General features: G+C 73.3%; 12 protein-coding genes and 1 tRNA gene. 8 read left to right on the forward strand and 5 right to left on the reverse strand.

The features are described 5' to 3' along the window. Nucleotides 1-1255, forward strand: a 1255-nt coding sequence (locus tag ND748_RS13945) for a hypothetical protein (RefSeq protein WP_251746234.1), incomplete at its 5' end; no start/stop codon positions are given. A 24-nt stretch (nucleotides 1256-1279) separates the two neighbouring features. Here ND748_RS13945 and ND748_RS13950 read toward each other — a convergent pair. Both ND748_RS13950 and ND748_RS13955 read right to left on the reverse strand, forming a co-directional pair. After that, nucleotides 1280-2203 (reverse strand): M56 family metallopeptidase, encoded by a 924-nt coding sequence (locus ND748_RS13950; RefSeq protein ID WP_251746235.1) that lies wholly within the window; start codon nucleotides 2201-2203, stop codon nucleotides 1280-1282. A 94-nt stretch (nucleotides 2204-2297) separates the two neighbouring features. Then, a complete protein-coding gene (locus tag ND748_RS13955; RefSeq protein WP_251746236.1) occupies nucleotides 2298-2714 on the reverse strand; it encodes a BlaI/MecI/CopY family transcriptional regulator in 417 nt (138 codons plus the stop codon). A 142-nt stretch (nucleotides 2715-2856) separates the two neighbouring features. Between ND748_RS13955 and ND748_RS13960 the strand changes: the two genes are divergently transcribed. Then, nucleotides 2857-3384 (forward strand): DUF2231 domain-containing protein, encoded by a 528-nt coding sequence (locus ND748_RS13960; protein WP_251746237.1) that lies wholly within the window; start codon nucleotides 2857-2859, stop codon nucleotides 3382-3384. Between the two features lie 98 nt (nucleotides 3385-3482). Here ND748_RS13960 and ND748_RS13965 read toward each other — a convergent pair whose 3' ends face one another. Both ND748_RS13965 and ND748_RS13970 read right to left on the reverse strand, forming a co-directional pair. Continuing rightward, complete coding sequence (locus tag ND748_RS13965; RefSeq protein ID WP_251746238.1) at nucleotides 3483-4355, reverse strand: DUF2127 domain-containing protein; 873 nt, start codon at nucleotides 4353-4355, stop codon at nucleotides 3483-3485. Nucleotides 4356-5371: 1016 nt separating this feature from the next. Continuing rightward, nucleotides 5372-5443, reverse strand: a tRNA-Arg gene (locus ND748_RS13970). A gap of 74 nt (nucleotides 5444-5517) precedes the next feature. Between ND748_RS13970 and ND748_RS13975 the strand changes: the two genes are divergently transcribed. The 6 genes from ND748_RS13975 (at nucleotide 5518) to ND748_RS14000 (ending at nucleotide 12955) form a co-directional block, all read left to right on the forward strand. Next, complete coding sequence (locus ND748_RS13975) at nucleotides 5518-5904, forward strand: response regulator (protein ID WP_251746239.1); 387 nt, start codon at nucleotides 5518-5520, stop codon at nucleotides 5902-5904. 124 nt (nucleotides 5905-6028) lie between these two features. After that, a complete protein-coding gene (argS, locus tag ND748_RS13980) occupies nucleotides 6029-7687 on the forward strand; it encodes an arginine--tRNA ligase (RefSeq protein ID WP_251746240.1) in 1659 nt (552 codons plus the stop codon). 153 nt (nucleotides 7688-7840) lie between these two features. Beyond that, nucleotides 7841-9232 (forward strand): diaminopimelate decarboxylase, encoded by a 1392-nt coding sequence (lysA, locus tag ND748_RS13985; RefSeq protein ID WP_251746241.1) that lies wholly within the window; start codon nucleotides 7841-7843, stop codon nucleotides 9230-9232. Further along, on the forward strand, nucleotides 9229-10512 hold the full coding sequence (locus tag ND748_RS13990) for a homoserine dehydrogenase (RefSeq protein WP_251746242.1): 1284 nt from the start codon (nucleotides 9229-9231) through the stop codon (nucleotides 10510-10512). The genes lysA and ND748_RS13990 overlap by 4 nt, the downstream gene beginning before the upstream one ends. Next, nucleotides 10509-11750, forward strand: a complete 1242-nt coding sequence (thrC, locus tag ND748_RS13995; RefSeq protein WP_251746243.1) for a threonine synthase — start codon at nucleotides 10509-10511, stop codon at nucleotides 11748-11750. The genes ND748_RS13990 and thrC overlap by 4 nt, the downstream gene beginning before the upstream one ends. Beyond that, nucleotides 11747-12955, forward strand: a complete 1209-nt coding sequence (locus tag ND748_RS14000; protein WP_374215917.1) for a homoserine kinase — start codon at nucleotides 11747-11749, stop codon at nucleotides 12953-12955. Before thrC ends, ND748_RS14000 begins: the two co-directional genes overlap by 4 nt. Nucleotides 12956-13376: 421 nt before the next feature. Here ND748_RS14000 and ND748_RS14005 read toward each other — a convergent pair. Then, nucleotides 13377-13568: hypothetical protein (locus ND748_RS14005; RefSeq protein WP_251746244.1), on the reverse strand; the 192-nt coding region annotated here is incomplete at its 5' end.

Consider the following 13568-nt stretch of genomic DNA (forward strand, 5'->3'; position numbering starts at 1 on the left):
CCGCAGCGCCGGGCCGGCGCGGGCGGTGTCCGCCCCCGCTGCGGCGGCGACCCGGCCGGAGCAGGCCGACGAGTGGGACTCCGTCCGCCTGGCCCACGAGTGGCTGCTGCTGGAACCGCCTCAGGTCGCGGAGCTCGCCGCCGGGCGGCATGTCGGCGCGGCCCTGGCGGAGAAGGTGGAAGGGCGGGTCGGGCAGTTCCGCCGGTTGGACGACTACGTCGGCGGGCGCGACCTCGTCGGTCTGGTCGAACGGGAGCTGCTCGGCACCGTGACGATGCTGCGCGAGGCGGTCTACGACGCTGCGGTCGGTCGCCGGCTGCTGTCCTCGGTGGCCCAGCTCTGCCAGCTCGCCGGGTGGATCGCCGCCGACGCCGGGCGGCACGGGGCGGCGGCGCGCCTGCTCACCGGCGGGATCCGGGCCGCCCACGCCGGCGGGGACACCGCGCTGGCCGCGAACCTGATCTCCACTCAGGCCTACCACACGGTCAACCACGCCGATGCCCGGCGGGGGGTCCTGCTCGCGCAGACCGCCTGTGCCGGGGTCGGACGCTCGGCGTCGGCGACCACCCGGGCCCTGCTCGCCGACAGGCTTGCCTGGGCGCATGCCCGGGCCGGGGAACGGCGGGCCTGCGAGCGGACGCTCGCCGTCGTGGAGCGGCTCTACGACCGCACCGATCCGGCCGCGGACCCCGAATGGGTCTACTGGCTGGACGCCCGCGAGATCGATGTGATGGCCGGCCGATGCTGGACCGAGTTGCGCCGCCCCGACCGGGCCGAGGATCGGCTGCGGCGCGGCCTGACCGGCTACGACCCGCTGCGCGCACGCGAGCTTTCGCTGTACGAGACGTGGTTCGCCGAGGTCCACCTGCAGCAGGGCGACGTCGAGCGGGCCTGCGAGCGGGCGATCCGCGCCGCCCGGCTCGACGCCCGGGTGAACTCCGCGCGCACCGCCGAGCGGCTGCGGATGCTGGCCCGCCGGCTCGGCGGGTACCGCGGCGTGCCGGCGGCCCGCGAGTTCGGCGAGATCCACCGGACGCTGCGGGAGACGGTCCCCGGCGGCGGTCGGCCGCGCCCGGAACCAGGGGTGGCCGCCCGACCCGCGTCGCCCGCACCGGCCCGCGCCGTGGCGGCCGGGCCGGGGGCATCCACCGCTCAGGGGACTCGGGCCGTGCCGAGATCGTCGGACCGCCCGGTTCCCGCCGGCCCGGTGACGGTCTGGCCGGAAGGGTCGACCACTGCAGCCGGCCCGCGCTGACGCCCGGCGACCGGCTTACAGCGGCTAGCGGAGCATCGCGAGGTAGTCCGTGCCGGCATGCACCGCCGAACCGATCATGATCGCCGCGAGCGCGCTGGTCGCCAGCAGGACCGTCCCGGGCACCCGGGCGGTGCCGGATGATCCGTCGAGGAGCGCCGTCATCCGTTCTGCGACGCCGCTGTGGTCGAAGCCGCAGGTGGTGGGCGTCGACCGGGTCCGTCCCGCGGCGCCCGGTCCGTGGCGCTGGGCCTCACGCAGCGTCGCCAGCGAGACCTTGCCGAGCGCCCGGGCGAGGACGCGACGCTGGCCCGTCGCGCGGGCCGCGTGCTCGTCGGCCCACCGCTCGCAGGCATTCTCGACGAGACCGGGCAGGCGTCTGAGCAGCGGATCCACCGCCGCGCAGCAGGCGACGATCATCCGGAGCCAGTGATGTCCCCCGGCGAGATGGGCGTGCTCGTGGGCCAGGACGGCGTCCCGCTCGGCGCTGTCCAGGCAGTTGATCATGCCCGCGGTGATGACGACCCGCCCTCCGGTGACGCCACCGATCGCGCAGGCGTCGGGCTGGCCCAGCGGGACGATGTGGACCCGCCCGGGTGGTAGCCGGCGGACCAGTCGCTCCGCCCTGATCAGGTCCCGGCCGATGCGAGTGGCCGCGGCCAGCAGCATGCCGGCAGTGCCCCCGACGGCCAGAACGGCCACCGCACCCGCGGAGAGCGGCGGGAGCTCGGCTGGCGGTGCGCCGACGGTCGCGCCGAGCCGATGCGCGAGCGCCGGCACTCGCTCGGCGAAGCTGGCCGCCAGCAATGTCAGGGACCATGCCCAGCCGGCCGCCGCGATCACCGCGCCGGCGGTCAGCGCGGCCGGCTTCACCCGGTAGGGCAGCCGGCGGGCGAGCGCCGGTGCGCACATCGCGACCACGATGTTGACGACCAGGGGAACCCAGACCATGTACCTCACCGGTACCACCGGGTGCCCAGCGGCCCGTCCTGTCGCGCGGACGGCCGGCTGGCCCGCGAGAGCTCGGAGCAGGCGGGGCTCAGGCTCATGACCGTGAGCCCGGCAGTTCGTCTTCGACCGCTGCCGAGGCGCCGCCCATCGAAGGCTTGTCGTCCTCGGCGGCGGCGAGCAACGCGAGGAGGGTGGCCTCGTCGTTGGCCGTGAGCCCGGCGACGAAGTGGCTGAGGACCTCGGTCCGGCCGCGGCCGTCCCCGAGCAGCCCGCGCATGCGGTCAGCGAGCTGCCGGGCCGCGGCCGCCGTCGGGGTGTAGGCGTGACCACGGCCGGCGGCTGTCCGTTCCACCATGCCCTTGCCGTGCAGCCGGGCAAGCGTCGTCGCGACGCTCGTGTAGGCGAGCTCGTGGCCGTCCCGGATCAGGGCCTCCTGGGTCTGGCTCGGGGTGAGCGGCTCGTCGGCCTCCCACAGCACGGCGAGAACGGCGGACTCCAGCTCGCCGGCCACTCGTCGCCCAGGCCCCTTGCCACGCATGACCCGAAGTCTAGCCGCGTCCTATGACACCGGTAGTACTACTATCCATGTAGTACTACACAGATAGATGACAATTCGCCGCCCCCGCGCGGCGCCGACTCGGAGGGGAGTCCCGGTGGGACCAACGAAGATCAACGGCCTGCCAGCGCATGCGCTGCTCGTACACCTGGTCGTCGTGCTCGTGCCGCTCGCCGCGCTGCTGGTCGTGCTGTCGGCCGTCTGGCCCGCCGCCCGACGCCGGCTCGGCGTGCTCACGCCGTCGGTCGCCCTGGTCGCGTTGGTGAGCGTGCCGCTGACGACCCATGCCGGGGAATGGCTCGAGGCGCGGGTTCCATCGGACGCGCTGGTCCGCCGGCACGCCGAGCTCGGCGACGGCCTGCTGCCCTGGGCGATCGGATTGTTCGTCCTGGCGGCGGCGGTCTGGTTGTGGGGCCGGCGGGCTGAGGCCGGCGGGTCCGCCGACGGCGGGACACACGCCGCCCCACGCCCCGGCGGGCCGGCGGTGATGATCGCGCTCGCGGTCCTGAGCGTGGCGGTCGCCGTCGGCTCGGTGGTGCAGATCTACCGGATTGGTGACAGTGGGGCGAAGGCCGTCTGGCACGACAGCTTCAGTCCGAACCCCGGACCGGGCGAACACGGCTGAACGTCCTTGGCAGGCGTCGAGGTCGGCGAGCGCCTCGGCGAGCGCCAGGGTGTGCACGACTCCCGTCGCGGGGTCGCATTCAAGTTGGGTCAGCAGGGCTACCCCCGCTGGATCTCCCGGCCGGCGTGGTGGGTGCTGTCGTGGTGGGTGCTGTCGTGGTCGGTGCTGTCGTGGTCGGTGGCCGTGGGGACCTCGGCGCGGGTGGCCTGCTCGACCTCGAGCAGCGATTCGGCGTGTCGTTCTGCCTCGAAGGCCGTCACCCCGCCGCGGACCCCGAACAGCCGCTTGCTGGCGACCAGATAGACCACCGCCCCCAGGTTGATGACGAGGGCGCCGATCCGCAGCACCGTGACGCGCTCGGTGAGCTCGTAGATCTCCAGCGGCAGGAAGGCCGAGGTCGCCACGACCGCGAAGTACTCGCCCCAGCGCTTGAGCAGCCACAGCCCGACGCCTTCGACGATCTGCACCGCCGCGTAGCCGAAGAGCAGCACCGCCACCAGCAGCAGCGTCCGCGGCCGGGTGTAGAGCAGGTGGTGCAGGTGCTCGACCGTCGGGGAGTGGTTCAGGTCGAGGTGCAGGACGTCGGCGAGCGGCCGCGCCGCGGGCACCGCCCGGTCGAACAGCCGCTGCACGGCGTCCTCGGACCGCCGAAACCGTAGGATCGCGTAGCCGATCAGCACCATCAGCAATGCCCGGACCAGCCGCTCCACCGCCAGCAGCCGCAGCACCGCGGCGTCCCGCAGGGCCCGCCCCCGCAGCAGCACCGGCGCGTCCTGAGCCGGTCCGCCCAGCGCCGGCTCGCCGACGACGAAGTCCCCGCAGCGCAGGCATCGCCAGCTCACCCCGACGGCGGTCGGGGCGGTCAGCCGCTGCGCCAACTCCGGCTCGTCCGGCCGGAAGGTGACGTGGCCCTTACGGGCACAGGCCCGCAGCTCCCAGTTCACCCGCATCCCGGCCCGCTCCTTCGCCATCGCGTTCACCCAGGCGAACCGGCGCCCGCCCGTCCGCGGGCCGCGGACCGGTCAGCACGTCGCCGCAGTCTCGCATCGACCTCACGCCGCACACCCGGCACTGACACGATCCCGACACCCGCCCGCAGGCCCGGCCTCGGCAAGTCGTGACGAACGTCTGTCCCGTCCCCAGGCGTGGCCGACTTCTCAACCGACGTTCGGTTTGCGATGCTGAAATCCGCGACCACGAGTCCGGCCGTGCGTGTTTTCTCCTTCACGTACGCCAGGATGTCACCGGTGAACGAGAGCTCGTCCATCCGCTCGCAAAGTAGCCCGATCGAGCGGGTCGAAGGCGCGATTCCATAGTTGCGTATCGTGTCCCGATTGCCTCGATGACTCCGGCGACCTCGAACTCGACGGCTTCGACCTCGTCGAGCCGAAGCCGACACCGTGCAGTGTCAGGCCTGGCTCTCGGACCGCGGGAGTCAGCTCGGACGCGGCGGTGAGTGCGGACCGTGAAAAGCGACGGATCTCTTCGTGGCCAAACACCGGCGAGGACTCGGTGCCGACGAACAGAAGGTTTTCGGCTCCGATTCCGACCGGGTGTCGAACTACCAGTTCCGCGCGGATCCCCGGAAGGGCGCGGGAATCAGTGCGGGCGGCCGTGGCGACGGCCAGGTCGGCGCCATAAAACTTCCGTGTACTTCGGCGCGAGCAGGCGCGGGTGGCCGCGGTCGGATGGTGTCGGTGCCCCGGTATCGCGGCCGACATCCCGCCCCGACCGTCCGGACTGCACCGACGTCCGGACTGCACCGACGTCCGGACTGCACCGACGTCCGGACTGCACCGATCTGGGAGGACGGGCGGCCGAACAACCGAACGAGCCGCCACCCCGGCCCGCGGCACACAGCCGGCCGAAACACCAGTCGCAGACGAAGCCCTGTCGCCGTGGGGGGTTCGGGGGGCTCGGCCCCCCGGCAAACATCGCGGGCAAGACCGAAGGCGCCCGGAGGGCGACAAGCATGGAAGGTTGCGCGTGCCCCCGGCAGGATTCGAACCTGCGCACCCGCCTCCGGAGGGCGGTGCTCTATCCCCTGAGCTACGGGGGCTCTGGGGCAACGCGGCTTACGTTACCAGGCGGGAACACCGGATCGCGCACCCGGGTCGGCCGTAAGCTTCCGGTGTGTACCCCGCCGCCCCCCGGGTCCTCGTCGTCGACGACGACGCGGTGATTCGTCAGCTCGTGGTCGTCAACCTTGAGCTGGAAGGCTTCGAGGTCCATACCGCCGTCGACGGTGTCGACGCGCTGGAGGTGGTGCGGGCCGTCGACCCGCAGGTGATCACGCTCGACATCATGATGCCGCGGATGAACGGCTGGGACGTGGCCACCCACCTGCGCGAGGACCCCTCGACCGCCGGCATCAAGCTGATCATGCTCACCGCGCGGGCGCAGGAGGCCGACGTCAAGCGTGGGGCGCGCATCGGAGTCGACTACTACCTGACGAAGCCGTTCGACCCCGACGAGTTGATCACCGTCGTCCAGAAGCTCGCCGCCGGCCAGCCGGCATAGCCGCCGGGTCGCGTCGCCCGGTCCGCCGGTCCGCCGGTCCGCCGCGCGGCGGCGGCTGACGGCCGAACGGACCGCCGGATCGGCGGGCGGACGTCGGATGGCGTCGCGCCGATAGCATCGCGACATGACTCCCGCCGATCTCGCCGACGCCATCGTGGCGGCCATCGGCCGCGCGGTCGCCGACGGCGACCTGGACGTGACTGTGCCGACCACCGTCACGGTGGAGCGACCGAAGACCGCCGGGCACGGCGACTACGCCTCCCCGGTGGCGCTGCAGCTCGCGAAGGCGGCCCGCCGCAGGCCGCGCGAGGTTGCCGAGGTGCTGGCTGGCCGGCTGGCCGCCCAGAGCGGGATCGCGAGCGTCGACATCGCCGGGCCGGGATTTCTCAACTTCACTCTCGCCGGGGACGCCCTCGGCGAGATCGCCCGCACGGTGGTGCGGGCCGGGGAGAGCTACGGCCAGGCGGCAAAGCCGCGGGGCGTGCGGATCAACCTGGAGTTCGTCAGCGCGAACCCGACCGGTCCGGTGACGCTGGCCTCGGCCCGCTGGGCGGCCGTCGGCGATGCGCTGGCCCGCATCCTGACCGCGGCCGGCTTTTCCGTGAGCGGCGAGTACTACGTCAACGACGCCGGGGTGCAGATCGAGCGGTTCGGCGCTTCGGTGCTGGCCGCGGCCGCCGGCCGGGAGATCCCGGCGGAGGGCTACCACGGGGCGTACGTCGCGGAGATCGCCGCGGCGGTGCTGGCGGCCCGGCCGGACCTGCTCGACCTGCCCGGCGCCGAGGCGCTCGCGGTGACCACCGAAGAGGGCCTGGCCCTGATGCTCACCGAGATCCGGTCCACGCTGGAGGGCTTCGGCGTCCACTTCGACCGCTGGGCCTCCGAGCGGGCGCTGCACACCGCCGGCGCACTGACGAAGGCCGTCGACGACCTGCGCGCACAGGGCCACGTCTATGACGCCGACGGCGCGGTGTGGCTGCGCACCACCGACTTCGGCGACGACAAGGACCGCCCGCTGGTGAAGGGCGACGGCCAGCCGACGTATTTCTGCGCCGACGCCGCCTACTACCGAGACAAGCGGGGCCGCGGCTTCGACCAGCTCATCTACCTGCTCGGAGCGGATCATCACGGCTACGTCGCCCGGCTGAAGGCGATCTCCGCCTGCTTCGGCGACGACCCGGCGAGCAACCTGGACGTCATCATCGGGCAGTTGGTGACGCTGTCGCGCGGCGGCGCCCCGGTGAAGATGTCCAAGCGGGCCGGGACCTTCCTGACCCTGCACGATCTCGTCGACGCCGTCGGGGTGGACGCGGCCCGCTACTCGCTGGTCCGGTCCTCGCTCGACTCGTCGGTCGACCTCGACCTCGACCTGGTGACCCGCCAGACCAGCGACAACCCGGTGTTCTACGTCCAGTACGCCCACGCCCGGATCAGTTCGCTGCTACGCAACGCCGAGGCGCTGGGCCTGCCGACCGCGCCGGAGACGGCGGACGTCGCGCTGCTGACCCATCCGCGCGAGGTCGACCTGCTGCGGGGGCTCGGCGAGTTCCCGCGGGTGATCGAGGCGGCGGCCAGCCTGCGTGGCCCCCATCGGGTCGCCCGCTACCTGGAGGAACTTGCCGGCGTCTACCACCGGTTCTACGACGCCTGCCGGGTACTGCCGCAGGGGGATGAGGCGGCGGGTCCACTCACCGGTGCCCGGCTGCTGCTGGTCGCCGCGACCCGGGTGGTGCTGGGCAACGGCCTCGGGTTGCTCGGGGTCAGCGCACCCGAGCGGATGTGACCGGATGGCGGACACGGGCCGAGGCGAGTGAGACGGGCCACGGCGATGAGACGAGCCACGGCGATGAGACGAGCCGCGGCGATGAGACGAGCCGCGGGATGGGACAGGCCACGGCGATGAGACGGGCCGCGGGATGAGACAGACAGAGGCGACATGAACGAGACCGAAGGCCAGACGGTGGCGGCCCTGGAGGAGAACCTCTGGCCGGCGACGGCCCGGCTCGACCCCGACGGGGTGCTGCGGATCGGCGGCGTCCGGGTGGATGAGCTGGCCGCCGAGTTCGGCACCCCGGCGTTCGTTCTGGACGAGGCCGACTTCCGGGCCCGATGCGCCGCCTGGCGGCGCGCGTTCTCCGACTGCGACGTCTACTACGCCGGCAAGGCGTTCCTGTGTCGCGCGGTCGCCCGCTGGGTGGCCGAAGAGGGACTCAGCCTCGACGTCTGCACCGGCGGGGAGCTCGCCGTGGCCCGCTCGGTCGGCTTCCCGGCCGGGCGGCTGCTGTTCCACGGCAACAACAAGTCGGTCGCCGAGCTGCGGGCGGCGGTGGCCTACGGCGTCGGGCGGATCGTCGTCGACTCGTTCGTCGAGATCGATCGCCTGGCCGCCGTCGCCACCGAGGCCGGGGTGCGCCAGCGGGTCCTCGTGCGGGTCACGCCGGGGGTCGAGGCGCACACCCACCACTACGTCTCCACCGGCCAGGAGGACCAGAAGTTCGGCTTCTCGCTGGCCGGCGGTGCGGCGGCCGAGGCGGTGGAGCGGGTGCTCGCCGCCGGCTCGCTGCACCTCGTCGGGCTGCACGCGCACATCGGCTCGCAGATCTTCGACACGGCCGGGTTCGGCCTGGCCGCGCACCGCATGGTCGGCCTGCTGGCGCGCATCCGCGACACCCACGACCTCGAACTGCCCGAGCTCGACCTCGGCGGTGGGCTCGGCATCGCCTACACCAGCGAGGACGCCCCGCTGGAGGTGGCCGACGTCGCCGAGCGGCTGACCGCCGTCGTGGGCAAGGAGTGCGCGGCCGCGGGGCTTGCCGTCCCGCGCCTGGGCGTGGAGCCGGGCCGGGCCGTCGTCGGCCCGACGACGGTGACCCTGTACGAGGTCGGCACGGTCAAGGAACTGCCCGGGCTGCGCACCTTCGTCAGCGTCGACGGCGGGATGAGCGACAACATCCGCACCGCCCTCTACGACGCCCGGTACACCGCCCGGCTGGCCTCCCGTCCGGGCTCGGCCGCGGCCCACGTGGTCACGCTCGTCGGCCGGCACTGCGAATCCGGCGACGTCGTCGCCCACGACGTGCCGCTGCCCGACGACACCCACCCCGGTGATCTCGTCGCGGTGCCGGCCAGCGGGGCCTACCACCGCTCCATGGCCAGCAACTACAACCATGTCGCCCGCCCGCCGGTTGTCGCGGTGCGCGACGGCGCCGCCCGGCTGATCGTCCGGCGGGAGACCGAGGAGGACCTGCTGCGTCTCGACATCGACCTGGCGGATCCGGCGGATCCCGGGGATCCGGCGGGGCAGGCCGGCGCGGCGGTGGCACCGTGAGGATCGCGCTGCTCGGCTGCGGCGTCGTCGGCAGCGAGATCGTCCGGCTGCTGCGGGCCAACGCCGACGACCTCGCCGCCCGGGTCGGCGAGCCGCTCGAACTCGTCGGGATCGGGGTGCGCCGCCCGGAGCGGGTCCGCGACCTCGACATCGACGCGAGCCTGTTCACCGCGGACGCCGCGGGACTCGTCGCCCGCGACGACGTCGATCTCGTCATCGAGGTCGTCGGGGGGATCGAGCCGGCCCGGGACTGGCTGCTGGGCGCCCTGCGAGCCGGTAAACCGGTGGTCACCGCGAACAAGGCACTGCTGGCCTCCGACGGCGCCGCGCTGCACGACGCGGCCGCCGCCGCCGGTACCGACCTGTACTACGAGGCCGCGGTCGGCGGGGCGATCCCGCTGATCCGCCCGCTGCGCGAGAGCCTGGCCGGCGACCGCGTCCGCCGGGTGCTCGGCATCGTCAACGGCACGACGAACTTCGTGCTCACCCGGATGGACGAGACCGGCGCGTCGTTCGCCGAGGCGCTGGCCGAGGCCGGCGCGCTCGGCTACGCCGAGGCCGACCCGTCCGCCGACATCGACGGCTACGACGCCGCCGCGAAGGCGGCGATCATGGCCCAGCTCGCCTTCCACACGCCGGTCACCATCGACGACGTCTACCGGGTCGGCATCGGCGACGTCACCGCCGCCGACATCGCCAGCGCGCGCGAGATGGGTTGCACCGTCAAGGCCCTGGCGGTCGCCGAGCGCTCCGTCGAGACCGACGGGATCAGCGTCCGGGTGCATCCCGCGATGATCCCGCGCACCCACCCGCTGGCCGGGGTGCGGGAGGCGTTCAACGCCGTGTTCGTCGAGGCGGAGGCCGCCGGGCAGCTGATGTTCTACGGCCAGGGGGCGGGCGGGGCACCGACCGCGTCGGCGGTGCTCGGCGATGTGGTCGCTGTGGCGCGCAACCGCATCGCGGGCCGTCGTGGACCCGGCGAGTCGTCCTACGCCGCGCTGCCCGTTCTGCCGATGGGCCGTACCGTGACGAGGTATCACGTGAATCTCGACGTCACCGACAAGACCGGCGTACTCGCGACGGTCGCCGGTGCCTTCGCGCGTCACGATGTGTCCATCAGGAGCGTCCGCCAGGACGGCCGCGGCGACGACGCGAGCCTTGTCCTCGTGACACACGCCGCGCCCGACGCGGCGCTGTCGGCCACCGTCGAGGAGCTACGCGGCCTCGCCGGGGTGCGGGCGGTGTCCGGCGTGATGCGGGTCGAGGGAGGTGAGCCGTGACCACGACGTCCACAGCTCGTGCGCAGACCAGTGCCGCGCAGACCAGTGCCGCGGAGTCCAGTGCCGCCGCGGAGTCCAGTGCCGCCGCCGAGCCCAGCGCTCGTGCGCAGGCCGCGTCGTTCCCGGGCGGGCCGGCGGCGTCCACACAGTCCGACCGGTCGCAACAGTCCGACCGGTCGCACCGGCCGTGGCGGGGGATCATCGAGGAGTACCGCGACCGGCTGCCGGTCGACGACGACACGCCGGTGATCACCCTGCGCGAGGGCGGTACGCCGCTGCTGCATGCGGAGCACCTGTCCGAGCTCACCGGGTGTGAAGTTCATCTCAAGGTCGAGGGAGCGAACCCGACGGGTTCGTTCAAGGACCGTGGGATGACGATGGCCATCAGCCGAGCGGTCGGTGCCGGCTCCGAGGCGGTCATCTGCGCCTCCACGGGCAACACCTCGGCCTCGGCGGCCGCCTACGCCGCCCGCGCCGGCATCACCTGCGCGGTGCTCGTGCCCAGCGGGAAGATCGCGCTGGGCAAGCTCGCCCAGGCGCTCGTGCACGGCGCCCGGCTGCTTCAGCTTGACGGCTCCTTCGACGACTGCCTGCGGGTCGCCCGCGAACTCGCCGACACCTCGCCGGTCACCCTGGTCAACTCGGTGAACCCGTACCGCCTGGAGGGCCAGAAGACGGCGTCGTTCGAGATCGTCGAGGCGCTCGGGCGGGCCCCGGACGTGCACTGCCTGCCGGTCGGCAACGCCGGCAACATCACCGCCTACTGGCGGGGGTACCTGGAGGAGGACGCCCGCCTGGGCGCCGGCAGGCCGCGGATGTGCGGTTTCCAGGCGGCAGGAGCGGCTCCGATCGTACGCGGCGAGATCGTCACCTCGCCGCAGACGATCGCCACCGCGATCCGCATCGGCAACCCGGCCTCCTGGGACTTCGCGGTCGACGCGCGGGACTCCTCCGGCGGCCTCATCGACGCCGTCAACGACCGGCAGATCCTCGCCGCCTACCGGCTGCTCGCCCGCCGGGAAGGCGTCTTCGTCGAGCCGTCCAGCGCGGCCAGCATCGCCGGGCTGCTGATGGCGCGCGCCGACGGCCGCATCGAGGCCGGCCAGCGCATCGTCTGCACCGTGACCGGCAACGGCCTGAAGGATCCCGACTGGGCGATCAGCGGGGCGGCCCGGCCGGAGACGATCCGGCCGACTGTCGCGGCCGCCGCCGAGGCGCTCGGGCTGCACACGTCGTGACCGCCCTGTCCGGCGCCGTCCCGGGGGCCGCAGCGGTCCCGGGGGCCGCAGCGGTCCCCGGCGAGACTGTCCGCGGCGAGGCTGTCCGCGACACCTCCGGCGAGGCCGGCCACGACGGGCGGGGCGAGTACGGGAGTTCACCGGTGGTCGGCGCCGGTCGGACGGCCGTCGACGGCGTCACCCGGCGGGTCCGGGTGCGGGTTCCCGCGACGAGCGCGAACCTAGGCCCGGGGTTCGACGCCTTCGGACTCGCCCTCGGGCTGTATGACGAGGTCGAGGTGGAGCTGGCCGCGTCCGGCCTGTCGGTTGACGTGGTCGGCCCGGACGAGGTCGCCCTGGACGAGACGCACCTGGTGGTCAGGGCGATCCGGGCGACCTTCGACCTGCTCGGCAGGGCGCAGCCGGGGCTCGCCCTGCGCTGCGTGAACCGGATCCCGCATGGCCGCGGGCTCGGCTCGTCCGCGGCCGCGATCGTGGCGGGGATCGTGGCGGCGGCGGCGCTCACCCGGGTCGATCTGGGCCCGGAGTTCGAGGCCGGCGCCGCGGCGAACCAGGGCGACCCCGGCGTAGCCCGTCCTGGCGTTCGTTCCGACCTGGCCATGGCCGGTCCCGGCGCCTCGGGGCCCGCCGAAACCGCGTGGATGCTGCGCCTCGCGCATGACATCGAGGGCCATCCGGACAATGTGGCGGCCGCCCTGTCGGGTGGTTTCACCATCGCCTGGCAGGACGTCGACGGGGCCCGCTGCCTGCGCGTCGATCCCTTCGCCGAGCTACGGCCGGTGGTCTTCGTGCCAGCCGTGCGCCAGTCCACCGAGGCGTCGCGGGGGGCGCTGCCGACGCTCGTCGGGCTGCCCGACGCCGCCCGGACCCTCGGCCGGGCCGCGCTGCTGGCGTTGACGATGTCCGCGGCCGAGCCCGCGGGAGCGGCGCAGCGCGCCCGCACCCTGTTCAGCGCCACCGAGGACCTGCTCCACCAGCCCTACCGGCTGCCCGCCGCGCCGGCCACCGGCGAGCTGGTCGCTCGACTGCGGGCCCTGGGAGTGGCGGCGACCCTGTCCGGCTCCGGGCCATCTGTGCTGGCCCTGGCGATCGGCGGAGAGCAGGCTGCGGCGGCGGTGGGCGCGGCGAGTGCGGAGTTCTCCGTCGCGCCGCTGAGCGTTGACCGGTTCGGGGCGCAGGTCACCCGCCTCGACCCCGAAAGGTAGTCGAACGAATTCATAGTGTAATATTTTCGGGCTGGGGTGGGGCGGTCGGGCCGCAGCTCGCGGTCGTGAGTCACATCGGGAAGTCCTGACGTCTCAAGGTTGTTGCCGAGGTGTCTGCCGCTGGATAGTCTGGTGACTGCACCCGCTGCCACCGCGGCGCGTGCTCGCTCCCGCAGTGCCGCTCTGGCAGTGCCAGATGGGCCGTGGTTCGGGACTCCGGTGTTTCGGCCTCGTCGTCGTTGCCTCGGCTCCACACCGGCACACCTGGGCGGGATCGGCGAGTTCGCTCGCGGCAGTCGGCCGCTGGCGCCGTAGACGGGCGCGACGTCGCCCATCCGGTGCTGTACATCCCCTTCACCCGGCATCTGTGCAGGCGAAGAAGGTTCACAAGCTACGCCCGGCTCATCAGGAGCCAGTTCCTTCAGGGAAGGAAAACCTTGAGCGACACCACCAACGTGCTGCCAGTGAGCGCACGTGAGTCTGCGGCGCCTGCGACGCCTGCATCGCCGCCCCACGAGAGCGGGCCGGCGGCCGGCACCTCGTCCGCAGACGCCATCACCACCGCGCCCGCCGCCGACAACGGCAGCGCGCGCGCCAGCAGCGACTCCCGGGC

Source organism: Frankia sp. AiPs1, assembly GCF_023716945.1.
GTDB lineage: Bacteria > Actinomycetota > Actinomycetes > Frankiales > Frankiaceae > Frankia.

What these genes read in the sequence shown, in the direction of transcription:
- ND748_RS13950 (WP_251746235.1), bottom strand. Translation starts at nt 2,203, where the DNA reads ATGGTCTGGGTTCCCCTGGTCGTCAACATCGTGGTCGCGATGTGCGCA.
- ND748_RS13965 (WP_251746238.1), bottom strand. Translation starts at nt 4,355, where the DNA reads ATGGCGAAGGAGCGGGCCGGGATGCGGGTGAACTGGGAGCTGCGGGCC.
- argS (WP_251746240.1), top strand. Translation starts at nt 6,029, where the DNA reads ATGACTCCCGCCGATCTCGCCGACGCCATCGTGGCGGCCATCGGCCGC.
- lysA (WP_251746241.1), top strand. Translation starts at nt 7,841, where the DNA reads ATGAACGAGACCGAAGGCCAGACGGTGGCGGCCCTGGAGGAGAACCTC.